Here is a 20,858-nt window from a genome sequence, read left to right as displayed (position 1 = left end):
ACTTAAATTTATTACTTTTGCACGATAAATATACATTTTAGAAAATGCATACAGAAGAAAAAAATATAGACGAATCAAGGCAAGGGGAAGCTTTAATGACTGCCCCAACACGTAATGCTACAAAAAAATTATTTTTAGAAAGCTATGGTTGCCAAATGAATTTCTCTGATAGTGAAATCGTTGCGTCTATTCTAAATAATGAAGGATATCAAACCACTCAAAAAGTTGATGAAGCTGATTTAATTTTATTAAATACTTGTTCTATTCGTGAAAAAGCAGAACAAACTGTTCGTAAACGTTTGGGAACTTTGAATGCTATAAAAAAACAAAATCCAAGTTTAAAAATTGGTGTTTTAGGTTGTATGGCTGAACGATTAAAACATAAATTTCTTGAAGAAGAACATTTAGTTGACATCGTAGTTGGACCTGATGCTTATAGAGATTTACCGAATCTTATAAATGATGTTGAAGATGGTCGTGATGCTGTAAACGTACAATTATCAAAAGAAGAAACTTATGCTGAAATTTCTCCTGTTCGTTTAGGTGGAAATGGAGTTACTGCATTTGTTACAATTACTCGTGGATGTGATAACATGTGTACATTTTGTGTCGTTCCTTTTACTCGTGGTCGTGAACGTTCTCGTGATCCTCACTCGATTCTAAATGAATGTAAAGAATTAGCTGAATCTGGATATAAAGAAATCACTTTATTAGGACAAAATGTAGATTCTTACTTATGGTACGGTGGAGGACCAAAAAAAGATTTCAAAAATGCAACAGATATTCAAAAAGCTACTGCTGTAGATTTTGCTCACTTATTAGATATGGTTGCTACACAATTTCCGAATATTCGTCTTCGTTTTTCTACATCAAACCCTCAAGATATGGAAGAAGGTGTTTTAGAAATGATGGCAAAACATAAAAATATTTGTAAATACATACATCTTCCTGTTCAATCTGGATCTACAACAGTTCTTGAAAGAATGAATAGACAACATACACGTGAAGAATATTTTGAATTAATTGATAAAATTCGTCGTATTGTTCCAGATTGTGCTTTATCTCATGACATGATTGCTGGTTTCTGTGGAGAAACTGAGGAAGAGCACAAAGATACTTTATCTTTAATGGAATATGTAAAGTATGACTTTGGATATATGTTTGCTTATTCCGAAAGACCAGGAACTCCTGCTCATAAAAAAATGCCAGATGATGTTTTACCAGAAGACAAAAAACGTCGTTTACAAGAAATCATTGAAATGCAGCAAAAACATTCTGCTGAACGCATGAATTCTTATGTAGGTAAAATACATGAAGTTTTAATTGAAGGAAACTCTAAACGTGATGAAAATTTCTGGTATGGTAGAAATACACAAAATGCTGTATTAGTTTTCCCTAAAGTTGAAGGTACAAAAATTGGTGATTTTGTTAATGTAAAAGCAAACAGCTGTACAACTGCTACTTTAATAGGACAAATGGTTTCTGAATAATATTTTTATTGCATTGAAGTTAAAAATTACTATTAACAAAAACTAAATTTTAGTTTTATAATATAAAAAATAAAAAAAATGGATTCTTTACAAACTATCAAACTACGTTTTGGAATCATTGGTAATAATGTTGCTCTGAATCGTGCTTTGGAAAAAGCTATACAAGTAGCTCCTACAGATATATCTGTATTAGTTATTGGAGAAAGTGGTGTTGGAAAAGAATTTATTCCTAAAATAATCCATAATCAATCTCCGCGTAAACACAATAATTATATTGCAGTGAATTGTGGTGCAATTCCCGAAGGAACTATCGATTCAGAATTATTTGGACATGAAAAAGGCGCTTTTACAGGAGCTACACAAACACGTAAAGGTTATTTTGAAGTAGCTGATGGAGGAACAATTTTTTTAGATGAAGTTGGAGAACTTCCACTTTCTACTCAAGTCCGTTTACTACGTATTTTAGAGTCTGGAGAGTTTATGAAAGTAGGTTCTTCTGAATTACAAAAAACTAATGTACGTATTGTTGCTGCAACTAATGTTAGATTAAAAGAAGCTGTAGAAAAAGGAAAATTTAGAGAAGATTTGTATTACAGATTAAATACTGTACAAATAGATATTCCTGCATTAAGAGATAGAAAAGAGGATATTAATCTTCTTTTTAGAAAATTTGCATCAGATTTTGCAAATAAATATCGTATGCCTCATATCGAATTATCTCCTGAAGCACAAAATTATATTGCTAATTATCCATGGCCAGGAAATGTTCGACAATTAAGAAATTTTGCTGAACAAGTTTCTGTTGTTGAAAAAAACCGCACTATAGATTTAGAAAAAATACATGAATTATTACCAAATAATTCAAGTATGTTAATCGTTGCAAATAAAAAAGATAATAATTCTTCTGATTTCATGGAAAGAGAGCTTTTATTTAAAGTTCTGTTAGATATGAAAAAAGATTTGAATGATTTACGAGCTTTAACTCTAGATTTAATAAAAAACAAAGACGTAGATGATTTTAATGGAAATACGCAAGAGTTAATTCAACGTGTTTATCAAGAACAAGCTGATGATAGTAATGATTTTATCCCAAGTCATTACAATGTAGTTCCTTCTACCCCTCAGAAAGGTTCTAATTATCAACAACAATATGATTATTCGAGTGATGTTTATGATGTAAGTCCAATTGAGGAACCTGAATCTTTATCTTTACAAGATAATGAGAAAGAAATGATTAAACTTGCATTAGAAAAATACAAAGGAAAAAGAAAAATGGCCGCTGATGAACTTGGCATATCTGAGCGAACATTATACCGTAAAATAAAACAATATCATTTGTAAATATGAGAAAATTAAAGTTATTCAGCTTTTGTTTACTATTCATTTTTAGTTTAACAGGGTGTATCAAATATTCGCTTTCTGGTGCTGCGATACAGCCAGATTGGAATACAATTTATGTAGCCACATTTCCTAACTATGCACCACAACAAAACCCAACTTTAAGTCAGGATTTAACAATTGCCATACAAGATGTTTTTAGAAATAGAACTAAATTAAAACTAAATTCTAATGAAAATTCTGATTTAATAATAGAAGGTGAAATAACAGGATATGACATTACACCAGAAGCAATACAATCAAATTCTATTGCAGCAAAAAACAGATTGACAGTCAATGTGAAAGTTCGTTATATTAATAATAAAGATGAATCTAAAAATTACGACAAAACATTTTCTGCTTTTCAGTTATACGATGGAAATGCAATGTTAAGTTCTGTCGAATCTTCTCTTGTTCCTCTGATTATTAATGATATTAGAGATCAAGTTTTCGCATCAATTGCAATGGATTGGTAAAATAAGCCTTATATTTGAATGATGACTAGAATTGAATATTTAGTAGCTCACCCTTATGAAGTAGAAAGATCTGATATTCCTCTTCTTAAAAAAGAAGTAGAAAAATATCCTTATTTCTATACTTTACGTGCTTTACTTTTATACGGTCTGAAAAAAGAAAATCATCCTTCATTTGAAGATTACTTAAATAAAACATCAATACATAGTAGTAATAGAGTCGATTTGTACCATTATATTAATTCTGATCAAATAATCGAAAAAGATAAAACAATCATAAATACTCCTTTACCAGCCCAAGAAAATAATTTGGAGAAAAAAATGATAGAAGCAGACATTTTTGATACTGAATCTAATTCTGCAAATGATTTTGCTGAAACAACAGATATTCAAACTGAAATAAATAACGAAATTATTTATCAAAATAATATAGATAGTAATAAGTCAGAAAATAATCAAAAAATAGAATTAGAAGAAATTAAATTATCTGTAATTGAAGAAACTATTAATAAAAATGATATAATAGAATCAAACGATTTGAAAGAAGAATTAAAGGAAATAGAAAATACTATTCTAAATGAAGTAAATTCTGAAACAAAAATTAATTCTAATAATGATAATACAGATGAATCTGAGACTACATTCTCTTTTTCTGATTGGTTAAAAAAATTTCCTAGTCAAGAAAAAGATGAAAAATTAATTGAGCAAGAACAAGAAATAAAAGAAAGAGAAATAAAATATAAATTAATCGATGATTTTTTAGAAAAAAATCCGAAAATTATTCCTAATAAAAAAACAGACAATTTTACTAGCCCTGTAGCTTCTAATTTTGTTCAAAACAGTGAAGAATATTCAGATTTAATGACTGAAACATTAGCTCAAATTTATATTGAACAAAAAAAATTTGATAAAGCAATTAAAGCTTATAAGATATTAATTTTGAAATATCCAGAAAAAAATGGTTTATTTGCAAATCGAATTAAAGAAATTGAAAATTTAAAAAACTATAAATAACAAAATGGGACTATTTCAGTTTTTCATGGTTATTATCATGATATTAGGAGTATTATTAGTATTGATTATATTATCTCAAAACCCTAAAGGAGGAGGCTTATCTTCTACATTTGGTGGTGGCGGAGGAAGTCAAATGTTTGGTGTTCAAAGAACAAACAAATTCTTAGACAATACTACTTGGGGATTATTCATTGCTATTATTGTATTAATTATTGGAGCAAGTGCTACACATAGTAATCCAAATAAAATTCCTACAATTAAACAGACAACACAACCAGCTAATAATTTACCAGCACAACCAGCTGCTAATGGAGCTAGCCAAAATAATCTACCTGCTCAACCAAAAAAATAATAAAAATTTATATATAAAAAAGTCTCACAGATTTGTGAGACTTTTTTATTTCTTAAAATCTTGCATAATATTTGATAATTTTGTTATTTAAATTTTAATAAAATGAAAAATATTATAACTCTCATTTTTTTAATTAATTTAAGTTATATTTCTTGTAATGCTCAATTAAATAGTATTAAGACAAATAATTATAAATTAATCACTACTTTTTCTTCAACTACTAATTATCCAGAAATTCTTTTTATTACAAATCAAAAAGATTTAAAAGATCTCTATAAATCAATCATAGATCCTTATAAAAAATCATTACCAAGAACAGTTATAGATTTTAATAAGAATAAGATTGCTCTAATAAAAAAAGAGCATATAAATGCCTATAACATCGATTCAATTTCAACATATAGAAATCAGTATGAAATAAACCTATCTCCTATAAAAGGATATAACATTAAAAATGATTCAACAAATCTATTAATGATGACTGTTCCTAAAGCAGTTGAAAAAATTATAGTTAAAACAACTAAATAAACTATGAAAAAAATAATTTCTATAGCCTCTATTTTTTTTATTCTTGGAATAAATTATTCATTTGGTCAACAGAATTTTTGGAATACAATATCATCTAAAAATTCAAAACAAGTATCAAGTCAAATAAAATCAAGATTACATACTCCAACTAAATCTTTAAAACTAGATTTAGCATATGATCGTCTAATAAATTATTTAAAAGAAACTAAAGGTTCATCTATACTTTTAAAATTTCCAAATGATAAAGGTAGTTATAGTACTTATAAAATTGTAGAAACATCGAATTTTTCAATAGAATTACAATCTAAATTTCCTAATATAACATCATACACAGGTTATGATGTTAATGATCAAAACCAAAGAATTAATTTCAGTATCTCTCCTGAATTTGGTTTATATGGATCAATAAATAATGGAACAAAAAATATTTTAATTGATGTTTATACTCAAGATAAATCAAGATATATTATTTATGATAAAAGTGATTTAGTTAACAATACAACAGAATTTAAATGTGATATAGATGAAAATGAATCTGGCTTAGGATTAGATAATTTAAATTTCAAAGAATCAAAAATTATCTCTAGTAAAGCAAATGATGGAAACCTTAAAAAATTTAGATTAGCTATTACTACTACAAAAGAATATTCTAATTATGTAATAGAACAAGCTGGTATCGAGTCTGGAACTACTGAAGAAAAAAAAGCTGCAATTTTAGCTGCAATTAATGTTTCAATGACTAGAATAAATAGTGTCTTAAAAAATGATGTTGGTGTTTTTCTCGAATTAATTCCTAATACTGACAAATTATTTTTTTTAAGTGGTAATACATTCGACACTTCAAATTCTGAACAAATGATAGAAGAAAATATTGTTATTACAAATAACATTATTGGAGCAAGTAATTATGATATTGGACATTTATTCTTTCAAGTTAATGATGATAGTAATTCGAATGGTTTAGCATATACTCCTGCTGTATGTTATGATGATTATAAGGCTGGAGGAGTAACTGGAACTGTAGCTCCTGTAGGAGATGCATTCAACATAGATTATACTGCACATGAAATGGGACATCAATTTGGTGCTACTCATACACAGAATAATAATTGTAATAGAAGTTCTTCTGCAGCTGTAGAACCAGGAAGTGGATCTACAATAATGGCTTATACAGGTATATGTCCTCCTAATGTACAACAACACAGTGATGCTTATTATCATACCAAAAGTATCGAAGAGATCCATTCCACATTAAACAAAATTTCTTGTGGGCAAAGTATCTCAACAACAAATAGCGCTCCTATAATAAATACAACTTTAGCTAGTTCCTATACCATACCAAATAGTACAGCATTTGCATTAAACGTATCTGCAACAGATACAAATAATGATGTACTTACATATACATGGGAACAAATGGATCCAGAAGTTTCTAACGTAACACCACCTATTTCTTCTAATACACAAGGACCCAATTTTAGATCATTTTCTCCTACAACAAATGGAATAAGATATTTTCCTAAATTAGAAAAAATAGTAAATAATCAACTAATTTATGATACGAATGATTATTATTCTTCAGTTTCAGATTACGATAAAAATAACTGGGAGATTATTCCAAATAATTCAAGAACAATGAACTTCTCAGTAACTGTAAGAGATAATAATAGTAATGTTGGTTTAACAGCAAGAAAAGATGTAAAAGTTAGTTTTGCAAATGTTGGCCCATTTCAGGTTACATCACAAACAACGAATGAAAAATGGAATAAAAAATCAATCAAGAAAATTACCTGGGATGTTGCGGGGACAACTACAAATGGTATTAATACAAAAAATGTAAAAATACTTTTATCTACAAACGGAGGAGAAAGTTTTGATACAACACTAGCTGAATCTGTTCCTAATAATGGTTCTTATAGTTTTATAGTTCCTGAAACTATAGATAATACTGAACAAGCAAGAATTATGATAAAAGCTATTGATAATATTTTTTTAGCTATAAATTCAAGTAATTTCACAATTACATCATCAGATCAAAATGAAACTGGATATTATATTGATATCTATCCTAATCCATCAAATGGAATAATCAATATCTCATATTCTGAAGATTTTATACAAGGTGAAATTTCTATTGTAAATATATTAGGACAAGTAGTCTATTCTAAACAATTAACTACTGATAAATTTCAAACAATAAATTTATCTAATCTTACAAATGGAGTCTATATTGTCACAGTTATTTTTGATGGGGAAATAACAACTAAAAAAATAATTATTAAAAAGTAATCTTAAATAACTATAATCAAATTATGCCAAGCTTATGACAGCTTGGCATTTTTTATTTTTTATCAATTAATTAACCTTTTAAAAATGGCAGAATTTTGCTATTGGCATGTTTTTAGTAATTTTATTTGGTATAATTTTAAAATAAAAAAATACAGATATGTCACAATTAAACATTAAACCGTTAGCAGACAGAGTTGTTATTGAACCAGCTCCAGCAGAAACTAAAACTGCATCAGGAATTATTATCCCAGATTCAGCAAAAGAAAAACCACAAGAAGGAATTGTAGTAGCTGTAGGAAATGGAAAAAAAGATGAACCATTAACAGTTGCTATTGGCGATAAAGTTCTTTATGGTAAATATTCTGGAACAGAATTAAAATTAGAAGGAAAAGATTACTTAATCATGCGTGAAGCAGACATTTTAGCAATCATCTAAATCTATAATAAATTAAAAAATATAAAACAAGTACTTGTACTTTGTAAAATATACATAAAACATAAAAGAAATGGCAAAAAATATAAAATTCGATATTGAATCAAGAGACGCTTTAAAAAGAGGTGTTGATGCATTAGCAAATGCAGTAAAAGTAACTTTAGGACCAAAAGGTCGTAACGTAGTTTTAGAAAAATCTTTCGGAGCTCCACATGTTACTAAAGATGGTGTTTCTGTTGCAAAAGAAATTGAATTAGAAGATCCAATCGAAAACTTAGGAGCACAAATGGTAAAAGAAGTTGCTTCTAAAACAAATGATGTTGCTGGTGATGGTACAACGACTGCTACAGTATTAGCTCAAGCTATCGTTCGCGAAGGATTAAAGAATGTTGCTGCAGGTGCAAATCCAATGGATTTAAAACGTGGTATCGACAAAGCTGTTGCTGCTGTTGTTGCTAACTTAAAAGAGCAATCTCAAGAAGTTGGTGATTCTTCAGAAAAAATTAAACAAGTTGCTTCTATTTCTGCAAATAATGACGAAACAATTGGAACTTTAATTGCTGAAGCTTTCTCTAAAGTAGGTAAAGAAGGAGTTATTACAGTTGAAGAAGCAAAAGGAACTGAAACTTATGTTGACGTTGTTGAAGGTATGCAATTCGACCGTGGATTCCAATCTCCATACTTTGTTACAAACACAGATAAAATGATTGCTGAGTTAGAAAATCCTTACATCTTATTATGTGAGAAAAAAATATCTAACTTACAAGAAATATTACCTTTATTAGAGCCTGTTGCTCAATCAGGTCGTCCATTCTTAATTATTTCTGAAGAAGTTGAAGGACAAGCTTTAGCTACTTTAGTTGTTAACCGTCTAAGAGGTTCATTAAAAATCGCTGCTGTTAAAGCTCCAGGATTTGGTGACCGTCGTAAGGCAATGTTACAAGATATCGCTATCTTAACAGGTGGTACAGTTATTTCTGAAGAACAAGGAATCACTTTAGAAACTGCTACTTTAGAAATGTTAGGTACTGCAGAAAGAGTTGTTATTGACAAAGACAATACAACAATTGTAAACGGAGCTGGAGATGCTGAGCAAATTAAAGGTCGTGTAAACCAAATTAAAGCTCAAATCGAAACAACAACTTCTGATTATGACCGCGAAAAATTACAAGAACGTTTAGCTAAATTAGCTGGTGGTGTTGCTGTATTATACGTTGGTGCTGCTTCTGAAGTAGAAATGAAAGAAATCAAAGACCGTGTTGATGATGCTTTACATGCAACTCGTGCTGCTGTAGAAGAAGGTATCGTTGCTGGTGGTGGTGTTGCTTTTGTAAGAGCTTTAGCTACTTTAGCAGAAGTTGAAACTAGCCATGTAGATGAAATCACTGGTGTTAAAATCGTTAAACGTGCGATTGAAGAACCATTACGTCAAATTGTACACAATGCAGGTGGTGAAGGTTCTGTAGTTGTTGCAAAAGTAAAAGAAGGACAAGGAGACTTCGGTTACAACGCAAAAACTGACGAATATGTAAACATGATCGAAGCTGGAGTTATTGACCCTACTAAAGTTGCTCGTGTTGCTCTAGAAAATGCTGCATCTGTTGCTGGTATGTTAATTACTACTGAAGCTGTTGTTACAGAAATCAAATCTGACGAACCTGCTATGCCTCCAATGGGTGGTGGAATGCCAGGAATGATGTAATAACATCCTCAAAAATATATTTTACAATCGTCTCGACTTTCAGTTGAGACGATTTTTTTATTAAATTGTATTCAATAATTACATAAAATGACAATCGCTGACCAAATTATAAACTTCAATAAAAATTTAGAATACAAAGGAAATCTTCCCAAAGGTTTTCATGTACTAAATCCTTATTTAGATAATCCAGAAACAATACAAGTGATGGAAGAATTCTACCAGAAATTTTACAATGATACCAAACCAAGAAAATTTCTAATTGGTATCAATCCAAGTCGTCACGGTGCTGGTGTAACAGGCGTACCATTTACCGATACCAAACGATTACAAAGTGAATGTCATATTTCCATGAAATCTGCTCATACGCACGAATTATCTTCTGTTTATATTTATGATATGATTAATGAATACGGCGGAGTAAAAGAATTCTATAATGATGTTTACATTAATTCTCCTTTTCCTCTTGCGATTACAAAAGAAACCAAAAATGGTTTCATCAATGCGAATTATTATGACGATAAACAATTATTTGAGGATGTAAAACCATTTATGATAGAAAGTCTAAAACAACAAATCAATTTTAATATCGATTGTTCTCATGTTTTCGTATTAGGAAAAAAGAATGCAGAATTTATAAAAAAGATAAACAAAGAAACTAACTTCTTCGATAAAATTACAGCTTTAGAACATCCAAGATATATCCAACAATACAAATCAAAAGAAAAAGATTTATTCATAGATAAATATATAGTAGCACTGAAAAGTGATGACTAATTTATTATAATTTTTAATTTCTGGGCGTTCCCTTACGGTCGGGCTTTTCGTTACAATCTTTTCTAATTGGTCATTACTTTTCGATTTGGTCATTGAGGCTCTCGAAATGAATCCAATCAGAAAAGGATTTCCACTACAATCCCTAACGCAAAATATTCAAAAAAGTACCCTATATTTACGGATGTAAATAAGTTAGCTGCAAGTAAACAAAAAAAATGTGGAAAGAATACGAATTAAAATTATTTGATTTTTTAAAAGAAATTTATCCTAAATGTGAGATTGAATATGATGATTCAATTTTTGGTATTTATAGTAATGTTGAGCGACAAATAGATTTTGCAATTAGAGGGAATTTAGCTGGAAAAAGAATTCTTGGAATTGTAGATTGTAAATACTATAATAAAAATATCAATGTTAAAATTATCGAAAGTTTTATTGGGATGATGCAGGATGTAAATGCTAATTTTGGTTTTATGATAACAAATCAAGGCTATTCTCAAGCAGCTAAAAATAGAGTAAAAAACTCCAATCTAAAATTAGATGTTCTAAAATTTAATGAGCTAAATGAAATCGAATTAACTTTAGATTATTTCTTCAATCAAAATATTAAGGGTTTACAACTTTCAAAATCGGAATTTTTTAAAAGAAATAAACAAAATACTGGATATTTTGATGTAGAAAAATCTAACTACAAAAAAAGAGTAATTTACTATAGAGAAGGATTTGCTAATACTGAATATTTTGCATTTAAAAAACTCCTCGAAAATTCTGTTAGAGCTTTTAGAGATTTTGAACTACTTCAAGATATAAGTTTATTTATTCCAGCAAATAAATGTGATAGTTCAACAAATTTTGCTGACAAAAAATATTTATACTCTTGTAAAATAACCAAATATGAAATTGAAAAATTTCTAAACACAAATATTGATTATTTAAGAGATGACATAATAAATTGGAGAACAGATTTTATTGATAAAATCTCAAAGGATATAATTATGAACTTCGCAAATCTGTATATAAAACAAACTGAATTACAAATCTCATAAAAATTTGGAGCTAACCACTGACAGCTAGCCCAGAAACGTTGTACGCAATTATCCCAAAATACCATGAAAAACAAACTACTAATAATTTTAACTCTAATACTTATTTCATCAATTATGTTATCTTTCAATATATTTAAATCAAATCCTGAAGAAGATTTTTGGAAATGGTTCGAAAAAAACGAAAAGTTTATTTACGAAAATGTTGAAAATAAAGATAAACAAGAAAAGGTATTTGATGACATAAGTAGCAGACTTCACAAAATCGACGAAAACTTAGTCTTTGAATTTAGTCCTATACACGAAAATAATATTCGGGAATTTTCAGTTTCTGCAGACGGAATTAAAGAAAGTTTTCCTGCTGTTGAGAAATTAATTGCTATAAGCCCCAGAATAAAAAATTGGCAATTTAACGCTTTTAGACAAAGAATTCCTAGAGATGAATTAACACTCGATTTTGGAAAATTTAAAATTGGCTATGATGATATTTATTTTAGACATTCAACAAGTAATAATGAATTAGGAGTTGAGTTAAATATTAGAAATTACGATGAATCTGCCCAAATGCAAAATGCTATCTATGTATTATTAGATGGACTTTTAGGTGAGTATGATGTAACTATGAACATTAAGTGGATTGAGTGGGTTAAACTTGACGAAAATAATGTCGAAAACCTTGATAAACTAACAGAATTACGAGATTTAATAGATTCAAGAAAAAAATAACAACTACACACAACATTGATTTGACACAACAACAGAGATAAGTCATAAAATAATGTTTAAGCTTTCTAATCCGCTACTGTCTCAATTCACAAAAAACTTATGTATAATTTTGAAAAACTTCGATAAAATATTTTCCTTTAAGTCAATCAAAATAAACTTGACTATTGTTTTGATTTTATTTTTCACGAACAATCTTTTCTCTCAAGATTGCATATTACCAAATGGAAAGTATAAAATAGAGTTTGACTACCAATTTGAAAAATACCCAAAATTCGAATTTAGAATTTTAACTGACACTATTATATTTTATAAAAATGATACTAAAATCAAACGTAAAATCGAGAAAAAATTTGATTGTAGTTTGGTAATTGAAAAAGAAAAAATAGACGAAACAAATCTAACTTATGTCCAAAAAATGTTAAACAAACAAGACTTATTTTATACATTTAAAAAAATTAATAATTCTAAATTTGAATTTATTTATAGAGTCGATTTACACGTTATGATAAACTCAGGAAAATTTATAAAATTAAAAGATTAATAAAAACATACCTCTTTAAAAGCTATTTAAGGAAGTTTATTTTTTGTAGTTAGTTCATATAAAATATGTGTATGTAAAAAAACTATTTTAAAATTGTATTGAACAAGTTTAGCAAAGTCTGTTTGTTTTTGAAAAGGATTTCCACTACAATCCCTAACGCATTTTTTTTTGAAAAAACATTCAAAAAAGTACCCTATATTTAGGACTACAAATAAGTTAACTGCAATTTCACTAGCAAACTCATCATAAATGAAAAAAATCGAAAATTTTGAAGATTGGAACAATTTATTAATTAAAAAAAATAAGAATGAATTTGAATTTTTATTAATTGCCCAAATTTACGAAGACGGACTTTTTTCTGAAAATAATTTTGAAATTAAACAAAATTTTGAGAAAGCTTTCGAATGGTATTTAAAAGGTTCAAATTTTAATTATTGTAAAATAAGAGTTGCTGATTATTTATCTGAAGGACTAGGATGTAAAAAAGACATTAATAAATCGATTGAACTTTACAACGAATTAATTGCAGAAAATTTAAGTATTGCTGCATTTAATTTATCTACAATTTATCGTGATAAAAATGATTATATAAAAGTTTTTGAATTACTTTATAAAGTTTTTGAAATTGATGGCATATTTCCGATTGAATTAGCCTTTCATCATTTATACGGATTAGGAACAAAAAAAGATAAATTGAAAGCCAAGGAAATTTTTTTAACCATAATAAATCAAGCTGATGAATATTCCGTTTACGAAATTGAACAAGCTAACTATCAATTAGCATTATTATCATTAGAAAATAATGAAATTCAAAATGCAAAATTTTTACTTTCACAGAATGATAATGAAATTTCTAATGATTTACTAAACATTATTGGAAGATAAAAAATTGCACCTGTATTAAAAATACGGAGTTTAAATGCTAAATTAAAAATCAGAGCAATCATTTTGTAAAAAGTTTTTGCAAAATCTTTCCACTACAATCTCTAACGCAACGAATAGTTTTCGTTTCAACTATTTAATAATTTATTCTTTTTAAATGGAATACCTTTTCTAATTAAATAAGAGTGGTAACTACTTGGAATATCATTTTGCCATTTTGGAAGTATTAGAATAATTAAAATAACATCAAGTTGAGATATTATACCCAAAATTATTGTACTATAAAGAATAATTCCTCCATAATTAAATCCTATAATAGATAAGAAAGTTGAAAACAAAAACAATCCCCATATTTTCGATAAAAAAGCATGTGTACAAGTTTCTTTTCTAAATTTTATAAAACTTATCAAATAACATAAACCTTCCATTATGACTAAAAACAAGATTCCAATCTTATGTTTTTCTATAATTTCAGGATTTAAAATATAGCAACTAAAACTAATCGATAACCAAAAAATTAAATCCACTTGACTATCAAGTCTTCTCATTTTTACTGTAGAAATGTTTTGTTTTCTAGCTATTATCCCATCAAAAATATCTGATATTAAACCTAAAACATCAAGGTAATAATAATACCTCGCGCTTTATCATCCAAATAGAATGCTGATAAAACTATAATTGGTGCAAATAATAATCTTAGGAAAATCAAAAGATATGGTATATTCATATATCAAATATAATTTATTTAATATATAAAAATTTTATCATAATCTATCAACTAAACTTCTATATGTGACGCTTTCACCAGTTGACCATAGAAAATAGATGTATTTTCTTCGAAACTTTTTGCATCGTCTGTTGTATAAAAAGTAAGTGAAGCATTCGTAGAACATTTTGATTCTACTTCTGGATGACGAACCAAATAATCTTCTAATTTATTTGCTACCAATTCTCCTTGCGATAAAACCGTAACATGAGAGGGAATATATTCTTTTATCACTGGCAATAGCAATGGATAATGAGTACAAGCCAATACAATAGTATCAATAGCTGTTGATTGAGCAAATAATCGTTGTATATCTTTTTCTACAATATCATGTGCTGCTGTACTTGTAATTTCATTGTTTTCTACCAAAGGAACCCACAGTGGACAAGCATGTTGAAAAACATTGATGTTTGGAAAAAATTTGTTGATTTCTATTTTATACGATTCAGACAAAACTGTTCCTTGTGTTGCCAAGATTCCAACATTGTTATTTTTTGTATAATCATTGATAGATTCTGTTGTTGGACGAATAACTCCCAATACTTTTTTTCCTTCTGGTAAATCATTTTGTTGTATTGTTCGCAATGCCTTTGCTGAAGCTGTATTACAAGCAAGAATAACCAAATTACATCCCAAATCGAATAACTTATACACACATTCTTTTGTGTATTCATATACTGTTTCAAAAGAGCGGGTTCCGTAAGGAACACGTGCGTTATCTCCTAAGTATATGTAATCGTATTGTGGTAATTTTTTTTGTATTTCTTTAAAAACAGTCAATCCTCCATATCCTGAATCAAAAATACCAATTGGTCCTTGCGTCATTTTTTTATTGCTTACTACAAAAATACAAAAGACTTTGCTATGTTGAAATGAAAAACACAATTACTACAAAAACGTATTTGCAAAAGCGATTGTAGTGGAAATCCTTTTTCCTTAGAAAAAGATTGCAACAGAAAGCGCGGACCGAAGGTTTTGCCCTAAAAAAGAATAAATCTGTAAATTATATATATCATTCGAATAATTGTATAAGTTTTATAATTGATAAGTATCGGAAATTTGTAAGAGATAAATTGTAAATTAGTTTCAACTTGCTAAAAAATGGTTCCGAATGGAAAATATAAATAAATTATTTATAAAAAATATGGTTTGCTACCGATGCAAAATAGTTGTTGGTCGTATTATGAAAATGAATAATATTGAAACAAATCATATAGAGCTTGGTGAAGTTGAACTTACAAATCCAATTGATGAAGAACAATTGAATTTGATAAAAAATGAACTGGAAGAAGTTGGTTTTGAACTGATAGACAATAAAAGAAGTAAATTAATAGAACAGGTTAAAACATTGATTATACAATTGATTCATCAAGAAAATGGTGAATTAAAAGTAAATTTATCTGACTATTTGAGTGAGAAAACGAATTTGGATTATAAATATATTTCGAATTTATTTTCTGAAATGGAAGGACAAACGATTGAAAAATATTTTATACATCAGAAAATAGAAAAAGTAAAAGAATTGATGGTTTATGATGAACTGTCATTGAGTGAAATTGCTTTTCAGTTGAACTATTCTAGTGTTGCTCATCTTAGTGCTCAGTTCAAAAAAATAACTGGTTTAACACCATCTGTATTCAAACAATTAAACAAACATAATAGAAAATCTATTGATAAAATATAATATGTCATGAAAAAATATAGCTTATTACTTTGTACAAATCTTTTTGTATTTGGACTGAATGCACAAATAAAAAATCAGGAAACAAAAACTTTTCATATAAAGGGAGATTGCACACTTGCAAAAAATATGATTGAAAAGGCAGGAAATCAAAAAAAAGTTGCTGCTGTAGATTATGATACAAAAAGTCATGTTGCTACAATTTCTTATGATAAAAATAAAACCTCAGCAAGTGAAGTACTGAAAAAAGTTGCTTTTGCTGGTTTTGATAATGATGAATATATGGCTCCTGATGAGGCTTATGCTAACTTACCAAAAGATTGCCAATACAAGAGAGACAAAGAAATGCCTACTATGAATGATGCAGTAATGAATCATGAAAGTATGGCAACCACAGAAGCTGACCAAAAACAAAATGAATTAAGTCCTGTTTTTGATGCCTATTTTAATCTGAAAGATGCCTTTATCTCTGGAAATTCTGCCAAGGTTACTAGTCAAATTACCGCTTTTCAAAAAAGTGTATCGGCTGTTGATATGGGAAAAATAGAGCATCAGGCACATATGGTTTGGATGGATGTTTTAGGTTCTATTGAATCGACTTCTAAAAAAATAGCACAAGAAAAAGATATTGATAAACAACGTAAATTATTTGCTTCTTTATCTGACTCTATGTACAAATTGGCAAAAGTTTCTAAACTAAGTTATGTTGTTTATTACCAACATTGTCCTATGTTTAATGGTGGTGCAAACTGGTTGAGCAAAGATGATGCAATAAAAAATCCTTTTTATGGAAACCAAATGTTAACATGTGGAAGTACAGTTGAGAAATTAAAAAACTAGAATTACATGAAAAATATATACAAAATATTCGGCTTCCTTTGGTTTATATCTTTGCATGTAAATGCACAAAAAAAAGTCGAATATGATTTGTATGTTCGTGATACGATTGTAAACTATTCTGGAAAACCAAAGAAAGCAATTGCTGTAAATGGTCAAATCCCGATGCCAATATTAGAGTTTACAGAAGGAGATACTGCTGTAATTCGCGTTCATAACGAATTGAAAAAAGAATCTACTTCTCTGCATTGGCATGGGATATGGTTACCAAACAAAGAAGATGGTGTTCCTTGGTTAACACAAATGCCAATAGAAGTTGGCGAAACCTATACGTATACGTTCCCTATTATACAAAACGGAACACATTGGTACCATAGTCATTCTGGTTACCAAGAGCAAGTTGGTATGTATGGTTCTCTTATCTTGAAGAAAAGAAAAGACGACCCTACTTTCAGAAAAGGAATTGATGATTTACCCGAAGTTCCTGTTATTCTATCTGACTGGACTGACCTTAATCCACAGAATGTACAACGTATGCTACAGAATGCGAACGATTGGTTTGCAATAAAAAAAGGTTCTACACAAAGTTATGCTGAAGCGATAAAAGAAGGTCATTTTAAAACTAAAATCGTTAACGAATGGAAACGTATGTTAGCAATGGATGTGAGTGATGTTTATTATGAAAAATTTGCTATCAACGGACATAATGAAAGTCAATTAAAACAATTTAAAGCTGGAGATAAAGTTCGTTTGAGAATTTCTAACGGTTCTAACTCAACTTACTTTTGGTTACGTTATGGTGGAGGAAAAATGACTGTTGTTGCAAATGACGGACAAGATGTAGAACCAGTTGAAGTGGATCGATTAATTATTGGTGTTTCTGAAACTTATGATGTTATTGTCACTGTTCCTGAAGGTGGTTTGTCTTATGAATTACAAGCAACATCGGAAGATAGAATAGCATCTACATCATTATTCATTGGAGAAGGTAAAAAACAATTGCTTGAACCTCTTGGAAGATTAAAATATTTCGAGGGAATGAAGATGATGAATGATATGATGAAAATGAATGGTTCTATGAACGACATGGGGATGAAAATGAACTTACAGCAAATGGATATGAACCGAGTGATGTATCCTGAAATTACTGGTGAAGCAAAAAAGAAATCCAAAAAATCTTCAACTAAAATGAAGGATATGAAGGGAATGAATGATTCTGATGAAAATACTGAATTGCCAAATATCACGACTTTAAACTACGGAATGTTACGTGCTCCACATAACACAGAATTACCAAAGGATGCACCTGTAAAAGAATTACGTTTCGAGTTAACTGGTAACATGAATCGTTATGTTTGGAGTATGAACAATAAAGTTTTATCTGAAGCAGATAAAATTCCTGTAAAAAAAGGAGAAATTCTTCGTATTACTTTATACAACAATTCCATGATGCGTCATCCAATGCATTTACATGGTTTTGACTTCCGAGTTCTTAATAAAAATGGAGAATATTCACCATTAAAAAATGTATTGGATATTATGCCAATGGAAACTGATGTTATCGAATTTCAAGCAAATACAGAAGGTGATTGGTTTTTTCATTGTCATATTTTATACCATATGATGGCTGGAATGAATCGTGTTTTTGATATTGGTGATTATAAAAATCCAAACTTTCATCACAAAGACCACATGTATAAAATGCTGCAAATGGACAGTAATATGAAACATCTTTTTGCTCAAAATGATTTTGCTTCAAATGGTTTAGATGGACAAATTATGGTACAAAATGCACGTTGGGTTCTTTCTTCTGAATGGAATATTGGATATAAACCTCAAGATGGAATTGAAGTTGAAACTCACTTAGGCCGATTTATAGATCAAAACCAATGGTTTCAAGTTTTCGTTGGATTTGATTTGAATAAATATAAATCATTAGAACACGCTAAAGAAAAAAATATATTTGGTCAAGATACAAATCGTAACAGAGGTTTATTCAGTGCTGGTTTTGTGTATAGATTACCGATGTTAGTCGATTTCCAAACAGAAATTTATCATAACGGAAAAGTTCGTTTACAAGTCGGTCGAGAAGATATTCCTATTTCAAAACGTATTCGTGCAGGTTTTATGTGGAATACTGATAAAGAATATATGGGGGAACTTAGTTACATTGTAAACCGAAATCTACAACTAAGAACACATTATGATAGTGATATGAAATTTGGTATCGGATTAAATCTTGTTTACTAAACAAATCATTTACTACAAGATAGCTTTTAAAAGTTTCGATCAAATAAATTGATAAAAAAAACATTCAAATAAAACTATCAATTTATTTGGTCGGAACCAAAAGGTCTACGTAGTTTTGTAGTCATTTATAATTTTTTTGGAATTTTGAAATCAGCTCCGATCCATTTTGGTTCAATCGCTTATATTTTAGACGATTACCTTGCAAAGAATACTTTTTCATCTATCTTTTTCTTAGTAGATGAAAATACGCATGTACATTGTTTACCTCTATTATTAGCCGATTTAGATAATCTTACGGCTTATGAGATATTAGAAATTGATTCTGGAGAAGAGAACAAAAACATAGAAACTGTCAATAACCTTTGGTTAGCTTTAAGTGAACTAGATGCTGATCGTCATTCTTTGGTTATTAATGTTGGTGGAGGTGTTTTAACTGATATGGGAGGTTTTATGGCTTCTACATTCAAAAGAGGAATTAAATTTGTAAATATCCCAACGACATTATTATCTATGGTAGATGCTTCTGCTGGTGGTAAAAATGGAATTGATTTAGAAGGAATGAAAAACATGATTGGAACTTTCAATCAACCAGAAATGGTTTTAATCGATCCTAAATTTTTATTAACGCTAGATCAACGTCAAATAAAATCTGGTTTAGCAGAAATGCTAAAACATGGTTTAATCAAAAACAGAGATCATTGGGATAACTTAGTTCAATTACCTACACATGATCCTGAATCTTTAGCTCCTTTTATTATGGATTCTATCCATATCAAAGAAAGTGTTGTTGATAGCGATCCTTATGAGAAAGGTGAAAGAAAAATATTAAATTTTGGTCATACAGTTGGTCATGCAATAGAAAGTGAATCCTTAGAAACAGATTTTCCTTTATTACATGGAGAAGCTATTGTTATTGGAATGATTATAGAATCATTTTTAAGTTATGAACAAGAGTTAATTTCTAAAGCTGATTTAGAAGAAATTTGCGAAAGTTTCTTATCTATTTATGTTTTAAACACAATTGATATGAAATTATTCCCTAGCCTAATGGCTTGGATGAAACATGACAAAAAGAACCAAAACAGTTCTATAAATTTTAGTTTAGTAAACAAAATTGGTCATTGTCGTTATGATATTATTTGTACAGAAGCAGAAATAAAACAAGCTTTTGAAAAATACAATCAATGGATAAGCTTTTAATCCCCTATGGAGATTAAAAATATATAATTTACAAAAAAGCTATTTTTATAGCTTTTTTTTGTTTTAATGTAATACATATTTTCAGTAAATTTAATCATGAAAATTACTCGTCTAATCATTGTTCTTATTTTATTACTATTAATTTATAATGGTACATATAATTACAACCTAATGGTCAATGTAAGAACTACAGATCTTCCAATAAATCCATTACGAGAAATATTCTTTTACGTTTATTTCTTTTTAATATTCCTTAATCTAATCGAATTTATTCGTGGAAAATTTAATTACGGTTCTCTGAAAAAGTTATTCTATTATACAGTTCTTGCAGGTTATCTATTCTGTATTTTCATGTTCAAATACAATGGTTATAACATACAAGGATTACCACTTTTAGGTTATTTCACATTGGTTGGTATTACAGCATTCATGATGAGCTTACTTTTTAAAAATAAACCTGTTTACAGACGCAGAGAAAAATAAAAATTCTCCATGAATTC

General features: G+C 28.8%; 19 protein-coding genes and 1 pseudogene. 18 read left to right on the top strand and 2 right to left on the bottom strand.

Annotated features, from left to right (window positions below; all coding sequences use genetic code 11):
• Window positions 1–44: 44 nt before the first annotated feature.
• From miaB to RT575_RS02995, 13 genes are all read left to right on the top strand, one after another.
• On the top strand, window positions 45–1,490 hold the full coding sequence (miaB, locus tag RT575_RS03055; protein ID WP_313578718.1) for a tRNA (N6-isopentenyl adenosine(37)-C2)-methylthiotransferase MiaB: 1,446 nt from the start codon (window positions 45–47) through the stop codon (window positions 1,488–1,490).
• A 78-nt stretch (window positions 1,491–1,568) separates the two neighbouring features.
• A complete protein-coding gene (locus RT575_RS03050; RefSeq protein ID WP_313385156.1) occupies window positions 1,569–2,831 on the top strand; it encodes a sigma-54 dependent transcriptional regulator in 1,263 nt (420 codons plus the stop codon).
• Between the two features lie 2 nt (window positions 2,832–2,833).
• Window positions 2,834–3,343, top strand: coding sequence for an LptE family protein (locus RT575_RS03045; RefSeq protein WP_313578716.1), 510 nt, complete (start codon window positions 2,834–2,836; stop codon window positions 3,341–3,343).
• 18 nt (window positions 3,344–3,361) lie between these two features.
• Window positions 3,362–4,354, top strand: a complete 993-nt coding sequence (locus RT575_RS03040; protein WP_313578714.1) for a hypothetical protein — start codon at window positions 3,362–3,364, stop codon at window positions 4,352–4,354.
• Window positions 4,355–4,358: 4 nt separating this feature from the next.
• Window positions 4,359–4,706 (top strand): preprotein translocase subunit SecG, encoded by a 348-nt coding sequence (secG, locus tag RT575_RS03035; protein ID WP_313385153.1) that lies wholly within the window; start codon window positions 4,359–4,361, stop codon window positions 4,704–4,706.
• A gap of 102 nt (window positions 4,707–4,808) precedes the next feature.
• The gene (locus RT575_RS03030) at window positions 4,809–5,234 is read left to right on the top strand and encodes a hypothetical protein (protein WP_313578712.1); all 426 of its coding nucleotides are present in this window, start codon (window positions 4,809–4,811) and stop codon (window positions 5,232–5,234) included.
• 3 nt (window positions 5,235–5,237) lie between these two features.
• On the top strand, window positions 5,238–7,523 hold the full coding sequence (locus RT575_RS03025; RefSeq protein WP_313578710.1) for a zinc-dependent metalloprotease: 2,286 nt from the start codon (window positions 5,238–5,240) through the stop codon (window positions 7,521–7,523).
• Window positions 7,524–7,680: 157 nt separating this feature from the next.
• On the top strand, window positions 7,681–7,959 hold the full coding sequence (gene groES, locus RT575_RS03020; protein ID WP_313385150.1) for a co-chaperone GroES: 279 nt from the start codon (window positions 7,681–7,683) through the stop codon (window positions 7,957–7,959).
• Between the two features lie 70 nt (window positions 7,960–8,029).
• Window positions 8,030–9,658: a chaperonin GroEL gene (gene groL / locus RT575_RS03015; RefSeq protein WP_313375528.1), complete on the top strand. Its 1,629-nt coding sequence runs from the start codon at window positions 8,030–8,032 to the stop codon at window positions 9,656–9,658.
• Window positions 9,659–9,745: 87 nt separating this feature from the next.
• On the top strand, window positions 9,746–10,432 hold the full coding sequence (locus tag RT575_RS03010) for an SMUG2 DNA glycosylase family protein (RefSeq protein ID WP_313578707.1): 687 nt from the start codon (window positions 9,746–9,748) through the stop codon (window positions 10,430–10,432).
• A 215-nt stretch (window positions 10,433–10,647) separates the two neighbouring features.
• On the top strand, window positions 10,648–11,478 hold the full coding sequence (locus RT575_RS03005; RefSeq protein ID WP_313578704.1) for a restriction endonuclease: 831 nt from the start codon (window positions 10,648–10,650) through the stop codon (window positions 11,476–11,478).
• Between the two features lie 63 nt (window positions 11,479–11,541).
• Window positions 11,542–12,201, top strand: coding sequence for a hypothetical protein (locus RT575_RS03000; protein WP_313578703.1), 660 nt, complete (start codon window positions 11,542–11,544; stop codon window positions 12,199–12,201).
• 790 nt (window positions 12,202–12,991) lie between these two features.
• Window positions 12,992–13,627, top strand: a complete 636-nt coding sequence (locus RT575_RS02995) for a sel1 repeat family protein (protein ID WP_313578701.1) — start codon at window positions 12,992–12,994, stop codon at window positions 13,625–13,627.
• A 125-nt stretch (window positions 13,628–13,752) separates the two neighbouring features.
• Here the strand turns inward: RT575_RS02995 and RT575_RS02990 are convergent.
• Both RT575_RS02990 and murI read right to left on the bottom strand, forming a co-directional pair.
• A pseudogene (locus tag RT575_RS02990) lies at window positions 13,753–14,351 on the bottom strand (CDP-alcohol phosphatidyltransferase family protein).
• Window positions 14,352–14,402: 51 nt separating this feature from the next.
• Window positions 14,403–15,215 (bottom strand): glutamate racemase, encoded by an 813-nt coding sequence (gene murI / locus RT575_RS02985; protein WP_313578699.1) that lies wholly within the window; start codon window positions 15,213–15,215, stop codon window positions 14,403–14,405.
• Window positions 15,216–15,501: 286 nt separating this feature from the next.
• Here murI and RT575_RS02980 point away from each other — a divergent pair, with 286 nt between their 5' ends.
• The 5 genes from RT575_RS02980 (at window position 15,502) to RT575_RS02960 (ending at window position 20,841) form a co-directional block, all read left to right on the top strand.
• Window positions 15,502–16,074, top strand: a complete 573-nt coding sequence (locus tag RT575_RS02980) for an AraC family transcriptional regulator (RefSeq protein WP_313578698.1) — start codon at window positions 15,502–15,504, stop codon at window positions 16,072–16,074.
• A gap of 6 nt (window positions 16,075–16,080) precedes the next feature.
• Window positions 16,081–16,911, top strand: coding sequence for a DUF3347 domain-containing protein (locus tag RT575_RS02975; RefSeq protein ID WP_313578696.1), 831 nt, complete (start codon window positions 16,081–16,083; stop codon window positions 16,909–16,911).
• A 6-nt stretch (window positions 16,912–16,917) separates the two neighbouring features.
• Complete coding sequence (locus RT575_RS02970) at window positions 16,918–19,158, top strand: multicopper oxidase family protein (protein ID WP_313578694.1); 2,241 nt, start codon at window positions 16,918–16,920, stop codon at window positions 19,156–19,158.
• A gap of 144 nt (window positions 19,159–19,302) precedes the next feature.
• Window positions 19,303–20,358: a 3-dehydroquinate synthase gene (aroB, locus tag RT575_RS02965; RefSeq protein ID WP_313375541.1), complete on the top strand. Its 1,056-nt coding sequence runs from the start codon at window positions 19,303–19,305 to the stop codon at window positions 20,356–20,358.
• Between the two features lie 96 nt (window positions 20,359–20,454).
• Window positions 20,455–20,841, top strand: coding sequence for a hypothetical protein (locus RT575_RS02960; protein ID WP_313375542.1), 387 nt, complete (start codon window positions 20,455–20,457; stop codon window positions 20,839–20,841).
• Window positions 20,842–20,858: the final 17 nt, after the last annotated feature.

Source organism: Chishuiella sp. (assembly GCF_032109125.1).
Classification (GTDB): Bacteria; Bacteroidota; Bacteroidia; order Flavobacteriales; family Weeksellaceae; genus Empedobacter.
Note: the sequence above shows the minus strand (reverse complement) of the source record. Positions and strands in the feature narration are given on the sequence as shown.

Coding starts and splice junctions, on each gene's coding strand:
- RT575_RS03040 (WP_313578714.1), top strand. CDS start 3,362: ATGATGACTAGAATTGAATATTTAGTAGCTCACCCTTATGAAGTAGAA.
- groL (WP_313375528.1), top strand. CDS start 8,030: ATGGCAAAAAATATAAAATTCGATATTGAATCAAGAGACGCTTTAAAA.
- RT575_RS02995 (WP_313578701.1), top strand. CDS start 12,992: ATGAAAAAAATCGAAAATTTTGAAGATTGGAACAATTTATTAATTAAA.
- RT575_RS03025 (WP_313578710.1), top strand. CDS start 5,238: ATGAAAAAAATAATTTCTATAGCCTCTATTTTTTTTATTCTTGGAATA.
- RT575_RS02980 (WP_313578698.1), top strand. CDS start 15,502: ATGGAAAATATAAATAAATTATTTATAAAAAATATGGTTTGCTACCGA.
- RT575_RS03030 (WP_313578712.1), top strand. CDS start 4,809: ATGAAAAATATTATAACTCTCATTTTTTTAATTAATTTAAGTTATATT.
- groES (WP_313385150.1), top strand. CDS start 7,681: ATGTCACAATTAAACATTAAACCGTTAGCAGACAGAGTTGTTATTGAA.
- murI (WP_313578699.1), bottom strand. CDS start 15,215: ATGACGCAAGGACCAATTGGTATTTTTGATTCAGGATATGGAGGATTG.
- RT575_RS02960 (WP_313375542.1), top strand. CDS start 20,455: ATGAAAATTACTCGTCTAATCATTGTTCTTATTTTATTACTATTAATT.
- RT575_RS03000 (WP_313578703.1), top strand. CDS start 11,542: ATGAAAAACAAACTACTAATAATTTTAACTCTAATACTTATTTCATCA.
- RT575_RS03045 (WP_313578716.1), top strand. CDS start 2,834: ATGAGAAAATTAAAGTTATTCAGCTTTTGTTTACTATTCATTTTTAGT.
- RT575_RS03005 (WP_313578704.1), top strand. CDS start 10,648: ATGTGGAAAGAATACGAATTAAAATTATTTGATTTTTTAAAAGAAATT.
- miaB (WP_313578718.1), top strand. CDS start 45: ATGCATACAGAAGAAAAAAATATAGACGAATCAAGGCAAGGGGAAGCT.
- RT575_RS02975 (WP_313578696.1), top strand. CDS start 16,081: ATGAAAAAATATAGCTTATTACTTTGTACAAATCTTTTTGTATTTGGA.
- RT575_RS02970 (WP_313578694.1), top strand. CDS start 16,918: ATGAAAAATATATACAAAATATTCGGCTTCCTTTGGTTTATATCTTTG.
- secG (WP_313385153.1), top strand. CDS start 4,359: ATGGGACTATTTCAGTTTTTCATGGTTATTATCATGATATTAGGAGTA.
- RT575_RS03010 (WP_313578707.1), top strand. CDS start 9,746: ATGACAATCGCTGACCAAATTATAAACTTCAATAAAAATTTAGAATAC.
- RT575_RS03050 (WP_313385156.1), top strand. CDS start 1,569: ATGGATTCTTTACAAACTATCAAACTACGTTTTGGAATCATTGGTAAT.